This window comes from Aeromonas dhakensis (genome assembly GCF_002285935.1).
GTDB classification, from domain to species: domain Bacteria; phylum Pseudomonadota; class Gammaproteobacteria; order Enterobacterales; family Aeromonadaceae; genus Aeromonas; species Aeromonas dhakensis.
Genome location: NZ_CP023141.1, coordinates 4,354,162 through 4,379,022 on the forward strand (window position 1 = coordinate 4,354,162; position 24,861 = coordinate 4,379,022).

Sequence of the window (24,861 nt, forward strand, 5' to 3'; positions counted from 1 at the left end):
AGTATCATGGCCAGACCCAACACAGCTCTTCTATTGACCGGTGGTGGTGCCCGCGCCGCCTACCAGGTCGGCGCCCTCAAGGCGATCGCCGAGTTCTATCCCCGCAATCTCGGCATTCCGTTTCCCATCCTGTGCGGTACCTCGGCCGGCGCCATCAATGTCACCGCACTGGCCTGCTACGCCTCCTGCTTTCATCTGGGAGTGCGCAAGCTGGAGTGGGTCTGGCGCCGTTTCGAGACCCACCACATCTTCGACTTTCACCCGGGGCGCCTGTTGTGGCGACTGATGTACGAGGGCTCGGCGGGGCTCGTCAATCCCCATACCAACCACGCCTTTCACCTGTTCGACAACGCGCCGCTGCGCCGCCTGCTGGATCAGCTCATCGACTATCACCGCATCGACGACAACATCCTCTACGGCAGCCTGGAGGCGCTGGCCATCACCGCCTCCGACTACGACGACGGCCTCTCCACTACCTTCTTTCAGGGGCGAGCGGAACACCTGCCGTGGGAGCGGGCCAGACGGCGCGGGCTGCGCACCCTGCTCACCTCGGATCACCTGCTCGCCTCCTCGGCGCTGCCGTTCGTCTTCCCGGCCACCCACATCGGCGAGAAGTTCTACGGCGACGGCTCCATCCATCAGCTGAGCCCGCTCAGTCCCGCCATCCACCTGGGGGCAGAGCGGATCCTGCTGATCACCCTGGATCCACCGGCGCACACGGCCCCCACCTTTCACCATGGCCACCTGACCAGCTCCAACATCGCCAGCCACCTGCTGGACACCGTCTTCACCGATACCCTCAACTCGGATCTGGAGCGGCTGTGGCGCATCAACCAGACCCTGGATCTCATCCCGGAGCGGGAGCGCAACCGGTTGAAACTCAAACGGGTGGAGACCTGCGTGCTCAAGCCAAGCCAAGATCTCGACCTGCTGGCGCTGGCCTATCTGCGCAAGCTGCCGGTGCATCTGCGCCGCCTGCTGCGGGTGCTGGGGGTGACGGGGGACGAGACCAGCAGCCTGGCCAGTTTCCTGATGTTCTATCCCGGCTACTGCCAGCAGCTGATCAAGCTGGGCTACCTGGATACCCTGAACGAGCGCCAGCGGGTCGAACAGTTTCTGGGGCTAGAGGAGGCGGTACGGGTCGAGGCCTGAGCCGGAGCATTCAAGGGAAGCGGGGACGGCATTGGCAGCAGGGCTGGTGCAACATGGGCTCAGGGATCAGCGCCCCTCCAGCAGGCGCTGCTCCGCCTGCTCCACCGCCACCGCATTGCCAAACAGCACCAGCTTATCCCCCGTCGCCAGCACCAGTTCGGGTCTGGGCTCCAGCCGCTGTGTGCCCCGCTGCACCTCCCTGATCCGCACCGCATCGACCCCCAGCGCCTGCACGCTGCGCCCCACCGCCCAGGCCTGCTCGTGCAGCAGCACGGGGTGCAGCCGCTCGAGCAGCTGATCCGTCTCCAGGTTGCCGGCGCTTTGATCTCCCCAATAGAAGCCGTGCAGGAAGCGATACTGGTTGCTGCGTTCGTGCTCCATGCGCCGGATCACCCGGCCAATGGGGATGTCGCAGTTGAGCAGCAGGTGGGAAACCAGCATCAGGGCCCCCTCCTGGGATTCGGGGATCACCTCGAAGGCCCCCGCCCGCTTGAACGCCTCCAGGAAGCTGTCATCGCGGGTGCGCACCAGCACCTTCACCTCCCCCGCCAGCTCCCTGATGAGCGCCAGCATGGCCTCCACCCGCTTGGGATCGTCAAAGGTGATGATCACCAGCCGGGCCCGCAGCAGGCCTGCGGCCAGCAGGATGTCGCGCCGGCTGGCATCGCCAAATGCCACCTGTTCCCCCGCCGACTTGGCCTCGCTCACCCGCTCTGGGTCGAGATCCAGCGCCAGGAAGGGGATCTCCTCCTGCTTGAGAAAGCGGGCGCAGGTCTGGCCGGCCCGGCCAAAGCCCGCGATGATCACGTGCTGGCTCTTGCTCAGGCCCGACTGGGCCACTTCGGAGCGGGTGAGCAGGGCCGGATCGGTGAGGGAGCGGGCCAGCTGGTGAGCCTGTTGCACCAGCCAGGGGGTCATGGCGATGGAGGTGACCCCGATCCCGATGAGCAAAGAGACCAGCCGGTGATCGAGCAGACCGTGGTGATTGGCCAGTGCCAGCAGCACGAAGCCGAACTCCCCTACCTGGCTCAACATGATCCCCGCCGCCATGGCGTCGCGCTTGCGCTCCCCCATCAGCCGGCCGGCCAGCAGCACCAGCAGCGACTTGAACAGGATGAGGGCCGGCACGCTCAGCGCCACCAGCCACCAATCCAGCGCCACCCGCTGCCAGTCCATGGTCATGCCGATGGTGATGAAGAAGAGCCCCATCAACACGTCCCGAAACGGCCGGATGTCCACCTCCAGCTGGTGACGGTAGTGGGATTCCCCCAGCATCATGCCTGCCAGAAAGGCCCCCAACGCCATGGAGAGACCCATCCACTGGGTGAGCAAGGCGGCCAGCAGCGCCACCAGCAGGGTGCTCAGCACGAACAGCTCGTCGGAGCGAGCCCGCGCCACCTCGTGAAACAGCAGCGGCAGCAGCCACTTGCCCACCGCCAGCAGGCTCAGCAAGGCAAACAGCCCCTTGAGGGTGGCCCAGGCGATCTCCGCCAGCAGGGCGCTGCCCTGGATCTCCGGCCGGGCCAGAATGGGGATCATCACCAACAGCGGCACTACCGCCAGATCCTGAAACAGCAGCACGCTCACCCCGAGCTGGGCACGGCGGGTATGCAGCTGCTTCTGATCCCCCAACTGCTTGATCACCACGGCGGTGGAGGAGAGCGCCAGGGTGCCCGACACCACCAGCGCCTGGGCCAGACTCAAGCCCCACCACCAGGCGATGGCAAAGAACAACAGGGAGGTGAGCAACACCTGCAGGCCACCGACCCCGATCACCAGTCGGCGCATGGCGATGAGCCGGGGCAGCGAGAACTCGAGGCCGAGCGAAAACATCAGAAAGACGATACCGAGCTCGGCGATGGTCTGCATGATCGACTGGCCGGTGATCACGGCAGCGCCATGGGGGCCGAGCACGACCCCGGCGAGCAGGTAGGCGAGGATCACCGGCTGGCCAAGGCGCCGGAAAATCGCCACCAGCAGGACGGCGGCAAGCAGCAGGATCAATACGTCTGCGTACAATATTTCCTCCTTTTTTATCTACTTAAGCCTAGCCAGCCGCCCTTGTTCGCATCGAACATATTTTGGGCACAGGTATTGCAGGTAAGCAGCAGGAAGTAGGTTGTTTGAGGGCTGTACCGTGGAAAACACATCATCATTGAGCGGTTTGGGACATGGCATCGAGCAGTGGGTTCGCCAGATGGAGCGGCTCACGCCGCTGGCAAGCCAGGATCGCAACCAGCTGCTCGAGCAGTTGCTGGTGCAGACGGATCTGGGCAGCCTGCTGGCAACTTTTGCCGATCGTGCGGCAAGAATTGTCCGGATCCACAGCCTGCACTTCGACTGCGGCCAACCGCATACCCTGATCCAGCATCCGCCCCAGGCCAGCCTGACCCTACACAGCTACCCGTTCGAGCTGCGCGGCCAGCATGGCCAGCTGCTGGGCCAGCTGCACTACACCCTCGAACACGCCCTGAGCGGCAGTCAGCAACGGGTGCTGCAGCAGTATCATCAGCTGCTCAGCCTGCCGCTGCCCCTCTATCTGCGCCTGTCACAGCTGGAGCTGCAGGTGCGGCTCGATCACCTGACCGGACTCGGCAACCGCTCCTACTTCGACGAGGCCATCGGCCGCGCGGTGGAGCAGCACAGCCGGGAGTCCCACGGCCTGGTGCTGGTGCTGCTGGATCTCGACCGCTTCAAGCAGATCAACGACACCTGGGGTCACCCGGTGGGCGATCTGGTGCTGAGCCGCTTCGCCCAGCTGCTGACCCACTGCATCCGCAGCACGGATCAGGCGTTTCGCCTCGGCGGCGATGAGTTCGCCCTGCTGCTGCAACCCGCCGAGCCCGAGGCCTGGCGCCCGGTCTGGCTGCGTCTACAGCACATGTTGCTGACTCACAAGGAGCTCAGCACCTTCTCGGTCGGCTGCAGCCTGGGGGCCGCCAGCTGGCAGTCCGGGGTGGACGTGCACAGCCTGTACGAAGCGGCCGATGCCCACCTCTACGCCCGCAAGAAGGCGGGCAAGGCCGGCCTGCTGGACTGAAGCGGCAAGCCGCTGAATACGACAAGGCCGGCATATGCCGGCCTTGTCCGTTTGCTGCAGAGAGGATTACAGCGGGGGCTGACAGGCCGCCGCCGGCAGCCAGTGCCAGGCCAGGCCAGGCTCCTGCGTCATAAATCCGTCACAGAGGAACAGCTCGCCCACCGCCGCCACCTGTTCTCCGTAATAGAGGATGGGAATGCGGCCGCGCTGCCAGGAGGGCACCCCATACTCCTGCAGCAGCTTCTTGAGGCGCCGGCTGCCGCCGCGCCCCACCGGCTTGAGCATGCTGCCGGCGGCCACCCCGAAGCGTACCGACAACGGCTCGTCCACCCCTGGCAGCCGCAGCCCTTCGCCCTCCGTCCGCGAGATCAGTCGCACCTCGCCGAGCCCGTCCGGCAGGATCAGCGTCTCCCCCACCCTCAACGCCAGCTGCTCGTGACGAGGTTGCAACCCGGGTCGCACCAGGTGAAGCCGGCCCTGAAAGCGGCGGCAGCTCTGCTCCCCCCAGTTGAGCTGGGGATTGGCGTCTTCCCGCGCCAGCGCCACCTCCTGCCAGAGCAGGCCGAGCTGCTCGCGAGAGGGCATCTCGCCTCCCTGGCGGCGGATCCAGTAACGCAGCAGGTTGTTGCGCCGGGTGCCTGACAGGGCCTGCAGCGGTGTGATCTGCAGCGCCTCTCCTGCCGCCGCCAGCCGCCAGTCGGCCTCGGCCAGCTCCTCCAGCAGCGCCTCCTGTTCGGCGCACAGGGCCATGCTGCGCGCCGCCGTCTGGGCCATGGCGGGCCAGCGGGCCTTGAGCTGGGGAATGAGCAGCTGGCGCAGGAAGTTGCGGTCATAACTCACATCCTGGTTGCTCTCATCCTCCACCCAGCCATAGGGGAGGCTGGCCGCCGCCTCGGCCAGCTCGGCCCGGCTCACCTCGAGCAGCGGGCGCAGCAGCAGGCCGCCGGCAAAGGGCTGGCTCGGCACCATGCCCGCCAGCCCGCGCAGACCGGCGCCGCGCTTGAGCGCCAGCAGCAGGGTCTCCAGCTGATCATCCTGATGGTGGGCGGTGAGCAGCCACTCCCCCTCCCCCAGCTGAGCGGCGAGGGCCTGATAGCGGGCCTCCCGCGCCTGCGCCTCCAGGCTGTCGCCGCTGCCCCGCTGCAACTGCACCCGCTCGACCAGCAGCGGCACCGCCAGTTGCTGACACACCCCTTCGCAGTGGTCCACCCACTCGTCGGCATGTGGGCTCAGGCCGTGATGGACGTGCAGGGCGCGCAGGGCAAGGCCGTGGGCGTGAGCGAAGCGGGCCGCCAGCACCAGCAGCACGGTGGAGTCGAGCCCGCCGCTGAAGGCCACCAGCAGGCCGCGGGAACCTTCCGGCGCGGGCAGGGTCTGACAAAAGCGAGAATAAATACAAGAAATCATAGGCTTCCCCAATACGACCAGGCGGATCTTAGCAGAGTCGGGCTTATCAAGCGCTAACCCGACTGCTAGAGTGAATCGCTCCCTGCGTGGGCAAGGAAGCCGTATAACCCGAATTGGAATCAAAAAATGAACAATAAGAAAAGCATACTGGCCGGCCTCATCGGGCTGGCCCTGCTGGCAGGCTGCAGTCAGGCGCCGGATACCAGCAACAAGCACTCAGGCCTCGCGCTGGCCAACATGGACACCAGCGTCAAACCCGGCGATGACTTCTTCCGCTACGTGAACGGCCACTGGCTGACCACTGCCAAGATCCCGGACGACAGGCCCGCCGACGGCGCCTTCTACCTGCTGCGGGACAAGTCCCTGGCGGACGTGCGGGTGCTGGTGGAAGGGCTGGATGGCAAGGCCGCCGCCGGCACCCAGGCCCAGCAGATCCGCGATCTTTACCACAGCTATCTGGATCAGGCGACCCGGGATGCCAAGGGTACTGCTCCCCTGCTGCCGATGCTGAGCGAGATCGAGCAGATCAAGAGCAGCCAGGATCTGGCCCGCGCCTTCGCCCAGAGCGGTCGCAACGGCGGCGGCGCCCCCTTCGGCTTCTGGATAGACGCCGACGCCAAGGCCCCGGACAGCTATGCGGTCTACCTCTACCAGGCCGGCCTCAGCCTGCCGGATCGGGACTACTACCTCAAGACGGATGCCGCCAGCCAGGCGCTGCTCAAGAAATACGAGCAGCACATCGCCACCATGCTGGGTCGCTTCGGCGAGCCGGATGCCGCCGCCAAGGCCAAGCGGGTGCTGGCCCTCGAGAGCAAACTCGCCAAGATCCAGTGGGACAACGTCACCCTGCGGGATCGGGAGAAGAACTACAACAAGGGGCCCCAGAGCGAGCTCAAACGCCTCGCCCCCGCCATCAACTGGGACGCCTACCTGAGCCAGGCCGGCCTCGCCGGTCAGCAGAGCCTGGTCATCGGCCAGCCGAGCTATCTCGCGGCCCTGAACGAGGTGATGAAGCAGACCCCGATCGGTGACTGGCAAGCCTACCTCAAGTGGCAGCTCATCACCGATTACGCCCCCTACCTCGACAGCCAGACCGATGCCCAAAATTTTGCCTTCTTCGGCACCACCCTGAGCGGCACGCCCAAGCAGCGCGCCCCCTGGGAGCGGGCCCTCGGCGTGCTGGACGATCACCTGAGTGAGGCTGTCGGCAAGCTCTACGTGGAGCGCTACTTCCCGCCCCAGGCCAAGGCCCGCATGGAGCAGCTGGTGGAGAACCTGCGCACCGCCTACGGCCAGAGCATCGAGGAGCTGGACTGGATGTCGCCAGCCACCAAGGCCCAGGCCAAAGAGAAACTCGCCAAGTTCCGCCCCAAGATCGGCTACCCGGACAAGTGGAAGGATTACAGCGCCATCGCGATCCGCGCCGACGATCTGGTGGGCAACCTGCAGCGCGCCCGCGCCTTCGAATACGCCGACAACCTGGCGCGCCTCGGCAAGCCGGTGGACAGAGACGAGTGGCACATGTCGCCGCAGACGGTGAACGCCTACTACAACCCGAGCAACAACGAGATCGTCTTCCCGGCCGCCATCCTGCAGCCCCCCTTCTTCGACATGCAGGCGGATGATGCGGTCAACTACGGCGCCATCGGCGGGGTGATCGGTCACGAGATGGGTCACGGTTTTGATGATCAGGGCGCCAAATCCGACGGTGACGGCGTGATGCGCGACTGGTGGACGCCAACCGATCTCAAGGAGTTTCGCTTCCGCACCAGCCGACTGGTGGCCCAGTACAACCGCTTCGAACCCATCGCGGGGCAGTTCGTCAACGGCCAGTTCACCCTGGGGGAGAACATCGGCGATCTGGGCGGCCTCACCATCGCCCACAAGGCCTACCTGCTGTCGCTGGATGGCAAGGAGGCCCCGGTGCTGGACGGCTTCACCGGCGAGCAGCGCTTCTTCCTCGGCTGGGCTCAGGTGTGGAAGGGCATGTATCGCCCCGAGCTGATGCAGATGCTGCTCGCCTCGGATCCCCACTCGCCGCCCGAGTACCGGGTCAACGGCGTGGTGCCGAACATCCCCGCCTTCTACGAGGCGTTCAACATCCAGCCGGGTGACAAGCTCTATCTGGACCCGGCCAAACGGGTCAAGATCTGGTAATGACGGCCCCGCTGAGGGGCGGATGACGCGAACCGGCGGGGACTGCCAGGCCGGTTCGCACAGTGACACAGGTGGCGGGCAACCGCCGCCGCAGTAACAAGGGTCAAACCGATGAAAGCCTTGCTCATGACACTCGGCCTGCTCACCCTGCCCCTCGCCAGCCAGGCGGCGGACGGGTTCTTCAAACAGCTGACGCTCCCCTCAGGCCAGGTAGTGACCGTCAGCGAAGGGCGCGGCGAACCGGCCTCCACCGGCAGCTACGACGTACGCCTCTACTCTGGCGCCAACCCCCAGTTCCCGCTGGATCAGTTCATCGACGGCAAGGTGCTGCCGCGCGATGGCAGCATCAAGGAGCTCAAGCTGCTGGATCTCAATGGCGACAAGCAGCCCGAGCTCATCGTCGTGGTCGAGAGTGCCGGCAGCGGCAGCTATCTGAGCGCCGACGCCTTCACCCTCAACCCACAGGAGGGGGTGGAGAACTTCAATCACGTGGAGGGGCTGGCCCCCAATGACGATGTGATTGAGGCCCTCAAGACCCCCCGCGACTGACATCCCCATCACCACGCCCCGCCCAGCGGGGCGTTTTTTTGTCCCGCCGCTGACAAAGCGCCTTCCCGCCTCATCCACAGGCACCGCCATGGATAGACGGTTATTTTTTCTGCGCTTATAATCGCCGCACCGTGCCATAACGAAACACAAGGAGGTAAAAAATGGTTATCCAAGCGTGTCCGATGTTCTCGGCTCGCCTGTTCGGCACATTCGCCTGCTCTTGCCTGCATACCATCGCGCTGCGATAGCGGGTTCGAGCAAAGCCGACTCCCTTCCATACCGAGACCTTTCTCGACTCTGCCGTTGTCGCCAGCGCTCCTGATGACAGGGATCTTCGATCCCGCGATTTAAGAGAGCAAGAGCATGACAACCCTGATGAGTACCCATTCCCTGCAGATGAGTGCGGGGCACCTTCCGTTATTTGACCATCTCGAACTTGGCATCCGCGCAGGCGACCGGCTCGGCCTGATTGGTGCCAACGGCTGCGGCAAGAGCACATTGCTGGCGCTGCTGGCGGGCGAGCGCACGCCCCAGGCCGGCCGGGTCGTGCAGGCTGCCGCCTGCCGCTGCGAGTTCGTGGCCCAGCAACTGCCAGCCAGGCTTTCAACCCTCAGCACCCGCGCCGTGCTGCTGGATGCGCTGGGCAACGACCCTAGCGCCGAATGGCAGGTGGACAAGCTGCTGGCCGAACTGCAGCTGGAGGCCCAGGCCACGCTGCCGGTCAGTGCGCTGAGCGGCGGCCAGCACAGCCGGCTGCAGATTGGCCGTGCCCTGCTGCGCCAACCCAACCTGCTGCTGCTCGATGAGCCCAGCAACCATCTGGACTTACCCGCCCTGCTCTGGCTCGAGCAGTTTCTGCTGGGCTGGCGCGGCGCCTTCGTGCTGGTCTCCCACGACGGTCGCCTGCTGGACCGGGTCACCGAGCAGACCCTGATCCTGCGCGATGGTCAGTTGCACCGCTTCGCCCTGCCCTGCAGCCAGGCACGGGCGGCACTGGCCGCCGAGGATGAGCAGGCCCGCCTGCGCCGGGCAGACGAGCAAAAGGAGATCGACCGCCTGAGCGCCAGCAGCAAACGCCTCGCCATCTGGGGGCGGGAGCATGACAACGAGAAGCTGGTGCGCCAGGCCAAGTCCATGGAAAGACGCATCGCCCGCCTGCAGGAGGAGCAAAGCCAGGTCGCGGCGCTGGCCCCCTGGCGGCTCGAGCTGCGCGGACTGAGCCTGCCCGCCGACACCCTGCTGCGGCTGGAGGCCCTCGATGTGGCACCGGCGCCGGCACTACCGCCGCTGCTGCGGGCCGAAGGGCTCTGGCTGCGGGCGGGTGACAGGGTCGCCCTGCTCGGAGCCAACGGCACCGGCAAGTCCTCCCTGCTGCGCCAGTGCTGGCGAGAGCTGGCCGCGCAGAGCCCGCAGGCTGGCTGGTACTGCCACCCCAGCGCCAGCATCGCCTATTACGATCAGTCCCTGCAGCAGCTGGCGGACGACGCTACCCTGAGCGACGCCCTCTACCCGCTGGCCCCTCTACCTGAAGGGGCACGGCGGCAGGCGCTGATCCGGGCGGGCTTCCCCTATGCCCGCCACGGCCAACAGGTGCACACCTTGAGCGGGGGCGAGCGGGCACGGCTGCTGTTTCTCGCCCTGTCCCTCGGCAGCCACCACATGCTCTGGCTCGACGAGCCCACCAACCACCTGGATCTGGCGGGCAAGGAGGAGCTGGCCGAGGCCATTGCCGCCTTCCCGGGCGGCGTGCTGCTGGTCTCCCACGACCGGGAGCTGATCGAGCGCAGCTGCAACCGCTTCTGGCTGATAAAGGATGGGCGCATCCAGGAGGCTCACAGTGCCGAGCGCGCCTATGCCGAGCTGCTGGGCAACCCGCCCTTGCCGGCAGCAGACAAGGCAAGCCTGGCCGCCCCCGCCATGGGGCAGGCCCCGGCCGGCCAGACACATGACGAAGAGGCACTGCTGGCACGCTGGTATGAGCTCGATGCCCTGCTCGCCGCCGATCTGGCCCGCAAGCCCAGGCACCAGACCCCGCGCCTTCAGCAGCTGTGGCGTGACGAGCTGGAGCGCCTTGCCGACCTGCTCGGCTTTGCCTGACGCCAGCCAGCATCATCCATCCTTTATCACTCAACTCACGCGGCCAACTCAGGTTGGCCGCAAGGAGCCACCATGACATCAACGCAACAACCCCACATCAGGCTGGATCCGGTCAGCGACGCCGACCTGCCCCACATCTACCGCGGCCTCTCCGACCCACGGGTCGTCGCCTACTACGGCGTCAGCTACGACAGCCTGACGGCGTGCCAGGCCCAGATGGATTGGTATGCCGAGCTGACCCGCACCGGCCGCGGCGCCTGGCACCTCATTCGTGACCGGCACACGGGCGAACCGCTCGGCGCCATCGGCTACAACGATGCCGACCCTGAGCACCGGCGGGCCGAGCTGGGCTACTGGCTCTATCCCGAGCATTGGGGCAAGGGGGTGATGAGTGCGGCGCTGCAACTGTGGCTGCCGCTCACTTACCGCACCACAGCGCTGCACCGGTTGCTGGCGGTGGTGGAGGAGCCCAACCGCCCCTCCGCTCGCCTGCTGGAGCGGGCCGGTTTTCACTACGAGGGCACCGCGCGGGAGTGCGAACGCAAGGGGGATGGTTTCATCTCCCTGCGCCACTACGCCATCTTGCGCAGCGACCTGCCTGCCAGCATCTGACCAGCAACAAAAAGCCCCGCACTGCGGGGCTTTTGTCGGGTTACTTGATGGCGCAGACACGATCATCTGGCGCCGAGCGGCGACCTCTGCGCCGCCATAACGAGAGGCAGCCATACACCAGACTGAGCACGACGGCATAGAGCACCTGGGAAGCGAGCGCCACCAGCACCAGGGCGCAGAGCAGCACGCTTATCCCTGCCAGCCCCTTGCCCACCCCGCCGAGCAGGCGCCAGCCCGCCGCCATGCAGAGCAGGTAGACCAGCACGAAGTTGCCGTTGGCGTAGCGGATCAGCTCATCGAGCGGCAGTCGCAACCAGATGATGAGGGTGATGCAGAGCAGGCAGATGAGCAGTACCAGACCGAGCGCCCGCAGCGGCGCTCCCCGAGCGGTAAGCACCGCCAGCGAGGGGGGTAGTTTGCCTTCGCGCGCCATGCTCCAGATAAGCCTCGCAAAGCCCTGAATGTAGATGTTGATGCTGGCAAAGCAGGAGAGGTAGCCGAGCACCGCCACCAGCCACTTGGCGGTGGGGCCGAACAGCAGGGAGAGCAGGGCCGGAATGGCGGTGGCGTTGGTCGCCTCATCGCCGTAGAGGCCGTATTTGAGCACCACCAGCGAGTGCACCCAGTAGATGAGCCCCGCCAGCAGCACCCCGCCAAGCAGGGCGACAGGGTAATCCCGCTCCGGTCGCTTGAACTCCTCCCCCATGTGGGCGAAGGCCTCGAGCCCGACGAAACACCAGAACATCACCGCCAGCGCGGTGGCCATGGCGGGCCACACCTCCGTCGTCGGCAGCGGCCGGGCGGCATCGCGCCAGCTGATATCCCCCTTGAACCAGATAAGCAGGGTGAGCCCCAAAATGGCGAGCGCGATCAGCAGCTGCAGGTTGCCGGAGGAGCGCGCCCCGCGCAGCCCCAGCAGAAAGACCCCGAGCAGGGTGAGCAGCTGGATACCCCACAGAGTCCACTTCCCCAGATCGAACAGGGCGTGCCAGAAGCCGGCGGCGATCATCAGGGCGGCGGGCAGGCCCACCGGCAGCACGGCCAGAAACAGGAAGGCGGAGAAGCGTTCGGCGCCATTGCCAAAGGCGAGGCCAATCAGGTGAGGCGCGCCGCCGGCGTGGGGGTAGCGGCGGCCGAGGCGAGCGAAGGTAAAGGCGATGGGCAGCACCAGCGCAATCAGCAGCAACCAGGCCCAGAGCGAAGCCCCACCCGCCAGCGAGGCGGCGGTCGCCGGTACCACGAAGATCCCGGTGCCGAGCAGCGAGGTGGCGAGCAACCCCATCCCCTGCCAGAGCCCGAGATCCTTTTTCAACCCAGACATATCCTTTTGTCCTGTCTAGAAAAACATCCCGCCATGTTAGGCCTGCCCCGCCCCTTTGTTAAGGGCGGCGGCGAGAATATGCCCGGTTTTATGCAAGGCCGTAGCCCTGGACAACGGCCATAAAAAAGCCGCCTCTTGCGAGGCGGCTTCTTCATTCAAGCGGGTAACCGGAGTTATCAGGCAATCAGCTTGTAGATGATACCGGACATGGCGATCAGGCCGATGATGGTCACGAAGCCGTTGCTGATGTTGCCAGCGTATTTGCGCATGGCCGGCACCTTGGTGATGGCGTACATCGGCATCAGGAACAGCAGCATTGCGATGATGGGGCCGCCCAGGTCTTCAATCATGCCGAGGATGCTCGGGTTGATGGTGGCGATGGCCCAGGTGGTCAGGATCATGAACACGGCAGTCACTTTGTTCAGTTGCTTGATGTCAACGTTCTTGCCCTTCTCGCGCAGCGCCTTGGCCATCAGGCCATTCATGCCCTCTTGCGCCCCCAGGTAGTGACCCAAGAAGGATTTGCTGATGGCAACCATGGCGATCAGCGGAGCCACGGTGGCGATGACCGGGTTGTCGAAGTGGTTGGCCAGGTAGGACAGGATGGAGATGTTCTGTTCCTTGGCAGCAGCCAGGTCAGCCGGAGAGAGGCTCAGTACACAGCTGAATACGAAGAACATAACGGTCATCACCATCATGACGTGGGCGCCCAGCAGGATGTTGCTGCACTTCTTCTCGGCACCTTCACCGTAGCGACCCTTGTTGTCCACCGCGAAGGAGGAGATGATCGGGGAGTGGTTGAAGGAGAACACCATGACCGGGATGGCCAGCCACAGGGTCTTGATGAAATCGCCGTTGAAGGCATCACCCAGCGCCGGGGCTTCGGTGATGATGGCACCATTCCAGTGCGGGATCAGGTAGAGCGCCAGGCCCATCAGGGTGATCACGAACGGGAATACCAGCACGCTCATCGCTTTGACGATGACCTGGCCACCCAGACGAACAACTGCCATCAGACCCAGGATCAGCGCCAGTGACAGCACGGCACGGGGAGGTGCAGTCATGCCCAGCTGGTGAACAATCAGGCTCTCGACTGTGTTGGTGATGGCGACCGAGTACATCAGCACGATCGGGTAGATGGCAAAGAAGTAGAGCAGGGTGATGAACTTGCCTGCGGTCTTGCCGAAGTGCTCTTCTACTACTTCGGTGATGTCGCCGTCACGGGTGGAGCCGGACAGCACGAAGCGGGTCAGGCCACGGTGGGCGAAGAAGGTCAACGGCAGGGCCAGGATCAGCATGGCAACCAGCGGCCACAGGCCACCTACACCGGCGTTGATCGGCAGGAAGAGCACACCGGCACCGATGGCGGTACCGTACAGACCCAGCATCCAGACCACATCGGCCTTGTTGATGCCACGGGAAGATGCATTACTGGCTAAGTTGCCTTCTACTGCAATGTTCATGTCAGACATAGGGGTGTTCCTGTCATCAAGGAAAATAGAAAATATCTAGTCAACCGGGCGCAATGCCCTGTCCCATTTCCCTGGAACGCCTGCAGTTCATCCCTGTTTATTCTCATTCCCATCGCTCCGGCAAACTGGTCATCACTCCATGTAACAACCAAATTGCAACAAACAGACCGGTGGGGAGTGGGCCCGAGGGCCGCAAACGCGTCAGCTTTTACAACTCACTAACACGCCTTTGTTTCGATGAGCTGACTCTAATTAAATCCCCTTAGCGATCACAGTGTTTTTTTGAATTAATCAACCAAAGTTTGATTGGAATCGTCTTTCTGGCGTCAGAGATCACGTTTCGAGCCCAATTTTGTGAACAGCCGTTAACAAATAGCGGTGGTTTCACCCGTATCTATATCCTTATGGGTACAACAATTTCGCTACATATGTCTGTTTGTTGGCCACGTTGTGCCTTGCCCCGCCCTGGCGTACCCTGTTGTTCAACATTTTTCCGCTGAATTAATATGGCCATCACCCGTACCGACCTCGCCGAACTGGCGGTGTTTGCCGCCGTCGCCCGTCACCAGAGCTTCAGCAAGGCCGCCCTCGAACTCGGGGTCTCGGCATCCGCCCTGAGCCACAGCCTGAAAGGGCTGGAGACCCGGCTGGGGGTACGGCTGCTCAACCGCAGCACCCGCGCCGTGGTGCCCACCGAGGCGGGCCAGCGGCTGCTGACCCAGCTGCTGCCGACCCTGAACCATCTGGAGAACGCACTGGGCGAGTTGACCCGTCACAGCGACGAGCCGGTGGGACGGCTGAAGATCTGTGCACCGCGCGGGGCCATCGACGACCTGCTGGCCCCGGTGTTGATCGATTACCTGGTGCGCTACCCGCGCATGCAGGTGGAGGTGGTGGAACAGGAGCTGATGCCGCGCCTCATCGAGGATGGCTATGACGCCGCCCTCTTCTACGGCGATCTGCTGCCCAAGGAGATGATCGGAGTACCGCTCGGGCCGCCCCAGCGCTATCTGGTGGTGGCCTCCCCCGCCTATCTGGCCGAACACGGCACACCACAGCACCCTCGCGAGCTGTCACGCCACGCCTGCATCGGCTACCGGCTCACCCCCTCCCATCACTACCGCTGGGCCTTCGCCGGGGAGGAGGGTTCCCTGCTGGAGATAGAGGTGACGGGCCCGCTCACCACCAGCACGCCGGCCCTCTATCTGGGGGCGGCCGAGGCGGGGCTGGGGCTGGCCTACTGTCTGGAAGAGGAAGTGAGCCAAAAAGTGGCCCAGGGGAAACTGCTCACCGTGCTGGAGCCCTGGTGCCCCACCTTTGCCGGTTTTTATCTCTTCTATCCCAGCCGGCATCAGCTGGGCAGCGGCTTGCGGGCTCTCATCGACATGCTGAAAGCCCACTATCAGCCGACCAATTACTGAATATTGCTCATCAATCCTTCAAGTAGAACCCGGATTATCGCAAAAACAATATTAATCTAGACTGTCTGCTCGATAATCGAACTCCCCAAGAGAACAGATATGTCTGCCTATTTCACTCTGCGCCAGCGGGCGATGACCCGCCGTTTCTGGGGCTATGCCCTCCCCTCCGTCATGGCCATGCTGGTATCCGGCGCCTACTACCTGGTCGATGGCATCTTCGTCGGCCACTACGTGGGGGCCGCCGGCCTCGCCGGCATCAACCTGGTCTACCCGGTCATCATGGTGCTGATCGGCCTTGCCGCCATGATCAGCATGGGGGCGGCCACCGCCATCTCCTTCCAGCAGGGCGCCAGGAACACCGGGCTGGCCCGCCAGGCACTGGTCAATGCGCTCTGGCTGCTGGCGGGGCTGGGCACGGTGGCACCGCTGCTGCTGCACTACTGGCACATCGACATCCTGCTGGCACTGGGCATCGAGCAGGGCACCGACACCTGGCAACAGGCCAGCGACTACCTCTACTGGATCGGCGGCGGCACCCTGCTGCTAGCCTGCAACCTGGCGGTCCCCTATCTGCTGCGCAACGACGGCCGGCCGCGGCTCGCCATGCTGCTGGTCAGCGGCGGCGCCATCCTCAACATCATCCTCAACTACATCATGGTTGGCCGGCTGGGGCTGGGACTCATCGGTACGGCTCAGGCCACCCTCATCTCGGAAGGGGTGGTCAGCCTGCTGGGCCTGGGTTACTTCTTTACCCGTCACGCCAGATTGCGACTGGAATGGCGCCAGCTGATGCCCAGCTTGCCGGCCATGCCCAACCTGCTGTTCACCGGTCTGCCGAGCCTGATCGCCCAATTCAACCTCGGCCTGCTGCTGATGCTGCACAACAGCCAGCTGATGGTGCACGGCTCGGTCAAGGATCTGGCGGGCTTCACAGTGGCCGGCTACACAGAGGCGGTGTTCATCGTCATTCTGCAGGGGCTGGCCTTCGGCATCCAGCCGCTGGTCAGCCAGGCGGCCGGCGCCAAGCGCTACCGCGATCTCAAGTTCCTGATGGAGATGGGGCTCAAGATCACGCTCGTCTACGGTCTGGCGGTCTGGCTGCTGATCCAGCTGCTGCCGCGCCAGGTGGCCATGCTCTACACCGGCGATCAGGATGGCGAGCTGCTCGCGGCCGCCATCAGCAGCCTGACCCTCAATCTCGGCGCCATTCCGCTGGAGGGGGTCATCATGTTCGGCATCGTGCTGCTGCAATCCATGGCGCGCACCCGTCAGGCGCTGTTCATCTCCATCGCCAAGACCCTGCTGCTGCTGCCGCTGATCTTCATGCTGCCGCTCTGGTGGGGCCGCGACGGCGTGCTGCTGGCCCAGCCCACCACTGTGCTGCTGCTGACCCTGCCACTGTGCTGGTTGCTGTGGCGCGAGTGGCACCAGCTCAAGCTGGCGTGCGCCCCGCACACCAGGCGCTCGCCCAAGGCGCTTGCCCGTCAGCAGGTCACGCTGGCACGGCGCGCAGGTTGATGCACGGCTAACCCAGCCGGCTGGCGCAGGTGCGGATCTCGGGCTCGACCAGCGCCTGCTGGGCGGCCACCAGCTGCAGCTCGTAGGCGCCCGCCAGCCAGGTCTGGGCCAGCACCATGTCCACGCTGGCATTGGTGCGCTCGAACGCCGCCACCGGCGTAAAGCCCGCCAGCAGGTTGGCCAGCATGGTCGCGCTCAGCAGATCCCCCACCCCGATGGGCTGACGTTGAAACTCATAAAGGGGGCGCGAGATATGAAACGCCCCCTCTTCGCACACCAGCAGCATTTCGAACCGGTCCAGGCTCAAGCCGGCGCGGCCCAGATGCTTGACCATCACCAGCTCGACGCCCCCGTCACGCAGTTGCTGACAGGCGGCCAGCGCCTCGCTCAGATTGCAGATCTCGCGGCCGGTCAGCTGCTCCAGCTCCAGCAGATTGGGGGCCAGCAGGTCGGCGCAGGCCAGCGCGCGGTTTTTCAAAAAATCGGCGACGCCGGGCGCGACGATACACCCCTTGTCGGGATGACCCATCACGGGGTCGCAAAAATAACGGGCATGCGGATTGAGCGCCTTGAGGTGGGCCACCGCCGCCAGGATCTCCTCCCCCTGCTCGGCCGAGCCGAGATAGCCGCTCAGGATCGCATCGCACTGCCCCAGTACGCCGATGTCGGCCAGCCCCGCCATCAGCTGGCGGATATGGCCGTTTGGCATCACCATCCCCTGCCAGCCGGCGCTGTACTGGGTATGGTTGGAAAATTGCACCGTGTTGACGGGCCACACCTCCAGCCCCATGCGGCGCATGGGAAACACGGCGGCGCTGTTGCCGGCGCAGCCGAACACCACGTGGGACTGGATGGAGAGAACTCGCTTCATGCTGACTCGCAAAAAAATGGATGAACCCAGATGGGAAAAACGGGCCTTGCGGCCCGTTGTTGTCACTGTGATTAGCGCAGCACCTTGACGGTGTAGCTGCCATCGGCCTGACGATAGAGGCCGTGGATGTCGGTCTCGAAGCCCGGGTAGTGGGCACCGATCTCGCACAGCATCTCGAGGAACTCGAGCACCGGCAGGGAATCCTGGGTCACCATCTCGCCCGGCAGCACCAGCGGTACTCCCGGCGGGTAGGGCAGGATCATGTTGGCGCTGATGCGGTCCACCATGTCGCGCAGCGGCACTTCCACCACGTTGCCGGCCAGCTCCTGCTGCCAGGCGGCGTGCGGGGTCATCTTCATCTCGGGCAGCACGTCGAACGCCTTGAACATCAGCTCCGGCAGACGGTACTTGCTGGTCAGCTCGTGAATGCGCTGGGCCAGCTCCTGGATGCGCATCCCTTCGTAGAAGCTCGGGTCTTCACGATAGAGGCTCGGCAGAATGCTCTTGATGGTCAGGTTCAGGTCGTAGCCGCGCTTGAACTCGGTCAGGGCACGCAGCAGCTGCATCGCCTTGGACTGATCGATACCGATGGAGAAGAGGAACAGCAGGTTGTAGGGGCCGGTCTTCTCCACCACGATGCCGCGTTCGTCCAGGAACTTGGAGACCAGGGAGGCCGGGATACCGCTCTCCAGCAGCTGGCCATCACGGCCCATGCCCGGGGTCAGCAGGGTCACCTTGATGGGATCCAGGTACATGTGATCGTCGTCAATGTCCTTGAAGCCGTGCCAGTCATCCTTCGGATCCAGCTTCCAGCACTCGACGGTGTCGATGTCGTCCGGCTGCCATACGTCGAAGAACCAGCCTTCGCTCTGCTCGCGCAGGCGCTTGATCTCTTTGCGGAAAGAGATGGCGCGATCGATGGAGTCCTTGATCAGCCGCTTGCCGGTGTTGCCCCGCATCATGGCTGCGGAGATCTCGGTGGAAGCCACTATGCCGTACTGCGGCGAGGTGGAGGTGTGCATCATGAAGGCTTCGTTGAAGGTCTCTTCCTCCACGTCACCCTTGATGTGGATCATCGACGCCTGGGAGAAGGCCGCCAGCAGCTTGTGGGTGGACTGGGTTTCGTAGAACACCTTGCCCGGCATGGCTTCGCCGCTCATGCCGCACTTGCCTTCGTAGATCGGGCTGAAGTTGGTGTAGGGCACCCAGGCACTGTCGAAGTGGATGTAGGGGGTGTCCAGCGCCTCCTTGATGAAGCCGGTGTTGTAGAGCAGACCGTCATAGGTGGAGTTGGTGATCACGGCGTAGCGCGGCGCCTGGGCGCCCGGGGTGGCGGCCACCTTAGCGGCGATGGTGTCGCGGCTGAATTCGCTCTGCGGGATGCCACCCAGAATGCCGTAGGCGTTGCGGGTCGGACGGAAGTAGAGCGGGGTCACGTCGTTCATCATCATCAGGTGAGTGAGCGACTTGTGGCAGTTGCGATCCACCAGCACGGTGCTGCCAGCCGGCGCCGAGTACATGCCGACAATCTTGTTGGCGGTGGAGGTGCCGTTGGTGACGATGTAGGAGCGATCGGCGTTGAAAGTACGGGCGATGTACTCCTCGGCTTCCTTGTGCGGGCCTGAGTGGTCCAGCAGGGAGCCCAGCTCCGGCATGGAGATGGAGACGTCGGCCTTGAAGGCGTTCGGGCCGTAGAAGTCATAGAAGATGCTGCCGGCGGGGCTCATCTGGAAGGCGGTACCGCCCATGTGACCCGGAGTACAGAAGGTGTACTTGCCCTCTTCCACGTACTTGAACAGCGCCTTGGTGAACGGCGGCAGGATGGCGTCCTGGTACTCACTCGTGGCCTGACCCATCTTGAGGGCGATATCGTCGGCCATGCCGAGACGGTACTCGAAGAAGTGCACGTTCAGGCGCAGGTCGGTCAGGTGAATGTCCAGGGTGGACTGGTCGTTGGCGAAGGCGAAGATCGGCAGCTTCTCGTTGCGATCGTGGATCTCCTTGCACAGACCCAGGGAGTATTTGTCCCAGTCGAAGATGGCGCCGCAAACGCGGGGGTTCTTCTCGATGAGTTTCAGCAAGTCGGCCACATCGACCGGATAGACGACCTCGAAACCCTTGCGCTCGAGGGAGGCTTGCAGCTGACGAATGGGTTCTTCTTTAAAGAAAACGCCGAGGTGGTTGAGGATGGCAATGATGTTCATCTTGATGCTCCACACGTAAGAGGGCGCTCTCCATCAGGGATGGTGAGTGAAGAGCGCTCGGAAGATAAAAGGGGAAATCAGTTGCTGGGCTGTTCGCTCAGCAGGGCATCGTGCTGACGCAGGCCCAGTTTTTTGGCGTAGAACATCAGGATGATGAGCGACACCACGAAGGTTGCTGTGAGGTTGGAACCCTTGGCCCCCATCAGGGCAATCAGGCAGAAGACGCAGGCCACACCGGAGAAGATCATGGCGCCGATGCTGCGGGAGGTCATGCCCTCGAAGCGAATGAGGTTAATGCTGGAGTAGAAGTAGGGCAGCATGGTCAGCAGCACCGCATCTGTGGTCAGCACGTTGAAGAGATCGGCCGCGTGGGCGGACTGGGAGGTGAAGGCGGTCAGGCCAATCATCAGCGCAGTCATCTTGAGGGAGCCCAGGATCAGACCCTTCTTGGCGACGCCGTTCTTGTCCACTTCGCCGTAGATTTTCGGGAAGTTGCCGTCGTGGGCGGCGCGCTTGCCCGCCTCGCCCACCAGCATCATCCAGGAGCCCAGCGAGGTGAAGCAGGCCAGGGCGGTGAAGGCGGAGACGAACGGTGCGGACCAGTTGCCGAAGATGACGGAGGAGGCCATGGCAAACGGCGCGCCGGAGGCCGCCACTTCACCGGCCGGGAACATGCCGCTGATCACCTGGGTGGAGAGGATGTAGATGACCCCCGCAATACCGGTGCCCAGCATGGTGGCGAGCGGTACGGTGCGCTTGGGATTCTTCACCATGCCGGAGGAGACGGCGGCAGACTCTACCCCCACGAAGGACCAGAGGCAGATCAGCACGGCGCTGATGACCGCATGCAGGTCGCTGCCGCTGGTGGTGTTCCAGTTCTGGCTGTAGACGGCGCTGTCGAAGTGACCCCAACCCACCAAGGCGGTGCCCACCACCGGCAGCAGGATCAGCACCAGACCCAGGGTACAGAGCCGGCTCACCCAGCTGCCGCCCAGCAGGTTGACCAGGGTGAAGATCCAGACGGCGGCGATGGTGGCCGCGGCGGCCGGGATCGGGCTGTTGAGGATCGGGAAGAAGACGGAGAGGTAGGAGACGCCGGTGATGGCGATGGCCAGGTTGCCGATCCAGTTGGCATGGTAGTAGAGCACACCGGTCTGGAAGCCGAACACCGGAGAGATCTCGCCGGCATAGGCGATGGGGCCGCCCTCCTGCGGGTTCTTGGTGGCGAGGCGGGCGAACACGAAGGCCAGCCCCATGGCGCCGACCAGGCAGATGGCCCAGCTGAACACAGAGATGGAACCTATGGTGGCCAGGGCCGAGGGCAGCAGCGCGATACCGCTCCCCATCATGTTGCCGGCCACTACACCTGTACAGGCGACAAGGCCGATCTTCTTGCTCGTATCTAGGGACATAAAATCTCCGGGTCGATATTAAGGCATCAAACACACGCTTGGCGGAGCCTTCCGCCAATCAATGGCCACAGACTAGGCCTCTGCGCCCCGGAAAACATAAAGTCCCGCTAAGGGATAAAAACATGAGCAAACTTTTTCAGCCTGCCCGTCGAAGCTGATAAAAACAGAGTTAAAACAGCAGGTTGACTGAAGGCGCCGCAAGCATCTTGATAAAACCTTGATATCCGTCGCCCCCCTTGATGAGACCACCCGGTGCCACCCGAACCACCTTGATAATTTTCTGATGACCCGCTGCGGTGCAGTTGGGCCAACAACCTCCTCTCCCCCGAACTGCATATGCCAAAGCGACCCCCTTTTCCCCTCACCGCCCTTCATTGCACCGCTCGCTTTGCACGACCCGGGGCCCACCTGACCGGCATAACAGCCCCCACACACCAAACGGGCGAGGCGATGACCCGGTGCGATATCGACTAAGGCGGCCAGGTCGCCGGGGCGACAGTCACGGTTGTCGGCATCGACAGGCTGCAGCTGCAAATGGCGGCCGGGGCTTTATCAGCAGAGGATGGAACAGGGGGATGGCGCAGCCACAGGCCTGCCATGGCCAGTCGTTGCTACGAGTCAGGGATAGGGATAGGGATAGAAGAGCAAGCCCGAGTGCCCATGGGAGGGCAAGAAACACGCAGGCCGCCCGTGGGCGGCCTGCGATCGGTGGAGCAGAGCGCGGCCGGCGCCGTTCAGAACAGCTTGACCTTGCTCTGGCCCAGGGCGTTGAACAGCGCCGGGGTGAGGGTTTCCATGTTGCTGTAGAAGCCGAGCTGCTGGCAGAGCAGGTAGGTCTGCTCGGTCGCCTCCATCAGGAAAGCCTGGCTGTAGGCATCCCCCGCCGCTTCCGGGTGGCCATCCAGCTCCGCCAGCTTGCCGCGCAATATGTGATAGAGCACCGAGCGGCCCCGGCTGCCAGCCTCACCCAGCAGGCGGTTGGCCTCCTGCTGCTGGCCGCCCAGAATGGCCTGCAGGGTCAGCGCCTCCCACACCCGGGCCGGCTGCACAGGCTGGCTCTGAACCACCCGGGCCAGGTGAGCACCTATCTGCTGCAACCGGTCGCTCTGGGGGGTGCCCGTCAGGGTTGCCAGCGCCTCCCCGGCCAGATAGCGCTCCGCCAGCAGCAGCGGCTGATCCGGCTGGCTGGTCAGCGACTGGTCGAGCAGCTCGACGCCACGCTTGAGGGCCACCGGATCCTGGCTGTTGATGTAGTAGTGCGCCTCCATCATGGCCATCAAGGCGCCGTCATCGGTGGGCCAGCCCATGCCAGGCTGCGCGTCGGGCTGATTGAGGACGCTCAGCAGATCCCGGCTGCTCGCCTGCAACACCCCGTGCACGTTGTGGCGGCTGAGCTGGTACTGGTGGCTGAACAGCACCCGGTTGGTGTTGATGTTGCGGTACTCCAGATCGAGATAGGTGCCCCCCGGCTGGCGGGAGACCCGCACGCTCAGCTCCTTGCCGGGCAGGATGCCCCCCATCAGGGTGTTGGCACCGTACTGCACCCGCAGCGGCGTGGCGGCGGCCACCTCCCCCATCAGGGCGCGGGTGATGCCGTCGGCGAGGCGCACGTTCTCGTTGCTGCCATCCATGCCGGAGTGAAAGCGAAACACCAGCAGCTCGGGATCCAGCATGGAGTGCACCTGGGGGCTGGCGTGCTGATAGCTGAGCAGGCTGACCAGGGCGACCAGGATCGCCACCACGAAGATATCGAACCCCACCAGTTTCCAGCGGCTGCCCCCCTCCCTGGCATGGGTGGTGACGGCGCGGGTCAGCGGACCGGCCGGGAAGGGGGTGACGTTGGCCTGCTCCTCTTCTTCATCGATGACTGGCACCGCGAGCGGCGGCCGGAGGGTATTGACGCTCTCCTGCTCGCCTGCCATCACCACCGAGACCACCTGCTGCGGCCGCACCGGCGCCACCAGCTTGTAGCCGCGCTTGGGCACCGTGACTATGTAGTCGGCGGCGTCGTTGCGGCCATCCTTGAGGATCTTGCGCAGCTCGAAAATGGATTGGGTGACCACCTGATCGGTCACCTCTGCACCGTCCCAGACCTCGTTGATCAGGCAGTCGCGCCCGAACACTGTGCCGGCGTTGCTCGCCAGGAAGCGCAACAGATTGACCAGCCGGGGCTCGAGGTAGACCTCGCGGTCGGGGCGACAGAGCATATTGTCGTCGACGCTCAGGGTCCAGTCGTGGATCTCAAAAACCGATTCGCTCATGATTCACTCGCTGCAGATGGAGACGATGCAAGATGAGAGTGACGTAACACCGGGCGGCTGAACGGGCAGCAGGGCGCTGCAAAAGGCAGTGCCGCCGGCAGGGTGAACATTCCTGTGAGTCAGGCCGGGCTGGCCTGTTTACGTCCGCAGAGCGTCCTTGCGGGCATGCCGATCGGGTCGATCGGAAAGGGTCACTTTAAGCAAAACGGGAGTGGGATCCCACTTTTTTTGGCCACAAATCGCCGCTGAATTGATCCAACATGGGGGTTTTGGCAAACATCGTGCCAACAGGTATCCATATGGACAGGATTTTTCCCTGCCGACAGGCCCCCTGCCGCCATAAAAAAAAAGGCCCCCGCAGTGCGAGGGCCTTTCGTCATCCATTTGTTCCCGACCGGGCTCAGCAGTAGCCGTAGCCCAGCAGACGCTGGTAGCGCTGCTCCAGCAGCTGCTCGTTGTCGAGGGGACGCAGGGCGTTGAGATCCTGCTGGATGCGGTCTTTCAGGTGCTTGGCCATCTTCTCCACATTGCGGTGGGCGCCGCCGAGCGGCTCCTCGACGATGTTGTCGATGAGCTTGAGCTCTTTCAGACGCTGGGCAGTGATGCCCATGGCATCGGCAGCCACCGGTGCCTTGTCGGCGCTCTTCCACAGGATGGAGGCACACCCTTCCGGCGAGATGACGGAGTAGGTGGAGTACTGCAGCATGTTGACGCGATCGCCGACACCGATGGCCAGGGCGCCGCCGGAGCCGCCTTCACCGATCACGGTGCAGACCACCGGCACGGTCAGACCGGCCATCACTTTCAGGTTGCGGGCAATCGCTTCGGACTGGCCACGCTCCTCGGCACCGACGCCCGGGTAGGCGCCCGGGGTGTCGATGAAGGTGATGATCGGCATCTTGAAGCGCTCGGCCATCTCCATCAGGCGCAGGGCCTTGCGGTACCCTTCCGGGCGCGGCATGCCGAAGTTGCGCTTGATCTTCTCCTTGGTCTCGCGCCCCTTCTGGTGGCCGATGACCATCACAGGCTCGCCGTCCAGACGGGCGATGCCACCGACGATGGCCTTGTCATCGGCATAGGCGCGATCGCCGGCCAGCTCGTCGAAATCGGTGAAGATGTGCTCGATGTAGTCGAGGGTATAGGGGCGCTGTGGATGACGCGCCATCTGTGACACCTGCCAGGCGCCCAGATCGCCGAAGATCTTCTTGGTCAGCTCTTCGTTTTTCTTCTCCAGCCGACGAATATCTTCGCTCAGATCCACGGCACTGTTGTGCTCGCTCACATGGCGCAGTTCATCGATCTGTGCCTGCAACTCGGCGATCGGCTGTTCAAAATCCAGAAAAAGACTCATAGGGACTATAGATCCT

17 protein-coding genes are annotated in these 24,861 nt (G+C 64.0%); 8 read left to right on the plus strand and 9 right to left on the minus strand.

What is annotated here, in order from left to right:
- Positions 1-6: 6 nt before the first annotated feature.
- Positions 7-1,152 carry a patatin-like phospholipase family protein gene (locus CK627_RS20110; protein ID WP_024941010.1) on the plus strand — a complete coding sequence of 382 codons (1,146 nt, stop codon included), beginning with the start codon at positions 7-9 and terminating at the stop codon, positions 1,150-1,152.
- Between the two features lie 66 nt (positions 1,153-1,218).
- Here the strand turns inward: CK627_RS20110 and CK627_RS20115 are convergent, their stop codons facing one another.
- Positions 1,219-3,171, minus strand: a complete 1,953-nt coding sequence (locus CK627_RS20115; protein ID WP_095593211.1) for a cation:proton antiporter domain-containing protein — start codon at positions 3,169-3,171, stop codon at positions 1,219-1,221.
- Positions 3,172-3,271: 100 nt separating this feature from the next.
- Here CK627_RS20115 and CK627_RS20120 point away from each other — a divergent pair, with 100 nt between their 5' ends.
- On the plus strand, positions 3,272-4,192 hold the full coding sequence (locus tag CK627_RS20120; RefSeq protein ID WP_095593212.1) for a GGDEF domain-containing protein: 921 nt from the start codon (positions 3,272-3,274) through the stop codon (positions 4,190-4,192).
- Positions 4,193-4,258: 66 nt separating this feature from the next.
- Here CK627_RS20120 and tilS read toward each other — a convergent pair whose 3' ends face one another.
- Positions 4,259-5,599: a tRNA lysidine(34) synthetase TilS gene (gene tilS, locus CK627_RS20125; protein ID WP_095593213.1), complete on the minus strand. Its 1,341-nt coding sequence runs from the start codon at positions 5,597-5,599 to the stop codon at positions 4,259-4,261.
- Positions 5,600-5,725: 126 nt separating this feature from the next.
- Here tilS and CK627_RS20130 point away from each other — a divergent pair, with 126 nt between their 5' ends.
- From CK627_RS20130 to CK627_RS20145, 4 genes are all read left to right on the plus strand, one after another.
- Complete coding sequence (locus CK627_RS20130; protein ID WP_095593214.1) at positions 5,726-7,756, plus strand: M13 family metallopeptidase; 2,031 nt, start codon at positions 5,726-5,728, stop codon at positions 7,754-7,756.
- Between the two features lie 111 nt (positions 7,757-7,867).
- On the plus strand, positions 7,868-8,305 hold the full coding sequence (locus CK627_RS20135) for a PliI family lysozyme inhibitor of I-type lysozyme (RefSeq protein ID WP_010634765.1): 438 nt from the start codon (positions 7,868-7,870) through the stop codon (positions 8,303-8,305).
- A 363-nt stretch (positions 8,306-8,668) separates the two neighbouring features.
- Positions 8,669-10,402, plus strand: coding sequence for an ABC-F family ATP-binding cassette domain-containing protein (locus tag CK627_RS20140; protein WP_095593215.1), 1,734 nt, complete (start codon positions 8,669-8,671; stop codon positions 10,400-10,402).
- A 72-nt stretch (positions 10,403-10,474) separates the two neighbouring features.
- Entirely contained in the window at positions 10,475-11,014 is a 540-nt protein-coding gene (locus CK627_RS20145) for a GNAT family N-acetyltransferase (RefSeq protein ID WP_095593216.1), read from the plus strand.
- A gap of 40 nt (positions 11,015-11,054) precedes the next feature.
- On the opposite strand, the gene yjeH is transcribed toward CK627_RS20145, so the two are convergent.
- Positions 11,055-12,335 (minus strand): L-methionine/branched-chain amino acid transporter, encoded by a 1,281-nt coding sequence (gene yjeH / locus CK627_RS20150; RefSeq protein WP_095593217.1) that lies wholly within the window; start codon positions 12,333-12,335, stop codon positions 11,055-11,057.
- Positions 12,336-12,511: 176 nt separating this feature from the next.
- On the minus strand, positions 12,512-13,807 hold the full coding sequence (locus tag CK627_RS20155) for an HAAAP family serine/threonine permease (RefSeq protein WP_167385396.1): 1,296 nt from the start codon (positions 13,805-13,807) through the stop codon (positions 12,512-12,514).
- 506 nt (positions 13,808-14,313) lie between these two features.
- On the opposite strand from CK627_RS20155, the gene CK627_RS20160 reads away from it, so the two are divergent.
- The gene (locus CK627_RS20160; RefSeq protein WP_095593218.1) at positions 14,314-15,228 is read left to right on the plus strand and encodes a LysR substrate-binding domain-containing protein; all 915 of its coding nucleotides are present in this window, start codon (positions 14,314-14,316) and stop codon (positions 15,226-15,228) included.
- 99 nt (positions 15,229-15,327) lie between these two features.
- On the plus strand, positions 15,328-16,746 hold the full coding sequence (locus CK627_RS20165; protein ID WP_095593219.1) for an MATE family efflux transporter: 1,419 nt from the start codon (positions 15,328-15,330) through the stop codon (positions 16,744-16,746).
- A gap of 7 nt (positions 16,747-16,753) precedes the next feature.
- Here CK627_RS20165 and pdxY read toward each other — a convergent pair whose 3' ends face one another.
- The 5 genes from pdxY to accA form a co-directional block, all read right to left on the minus strand.
- Positions 16,754-17,617 (minus strand): pyridoxal kinase PdxY, encoded by an 864-nt coding sequence (gene pdxY, locus CK627_RS20170; protein ID WP_017781888.1) that lies wholly within the window; start codon positions 17,615-17,617, stop codon positions 16,754-16,756.
- A gap of 71 nt (positions 17,618-17,688) precedes the next feature.
- Positions 17,689-19,821, minus strand: coding sequence for a lysine decarboxylase CadA (locus CK627_RS20175; RefSeq protein ID WP_095593549.1), 2,133 nt, complete (start codon positions 19,819-19,821; stop codon positions 17,689-17,691).
- 77 nt (positions 19,822-19,898) lie between these two features.
- Positions 19,899-21,233: a cadaverine/lysine antiporter gene (gene cadB, locus CK627_RS20180; protein ID WP_017764129.1), complete on the minus strand. Its 1,335-nt coding sequence runs from the start codon at positions 21,231-21,233 to the stop codon at positions 19,899-19,901.
- Between the two features lie 734 nt (positions 21,234-21,967).
- A complete protein-coding gene (cadC, locus tag CK627_RS20185; RefSeq protein WP_095593220.1) occupies positions 21,968-23,494 on the minus strand; it encodes a lysine decarboxylation/transport transcriptional activator CadC in 1,527 nt (508 codons plus the stop codon).
- A gap of 400 nt (positions 23,495-23,894) precedes the next feature.
- Positions 23,895-24,845 carry an acetyl-CoA carboxylase carboxyl transferase subunit alpha gene (gene accA, locus CK627_RS20190; protein ID WP_005303428.1) on the minus strand — a complete coding sequence of 317 codons (951 nt, stop codon included), beginning with the start codon at positions 24,843-24,845 and terminating at the stop codon, positions 23,895-23,897.
- Positions 24,846-24,861 lie beyond the last annotated feature (16 nt).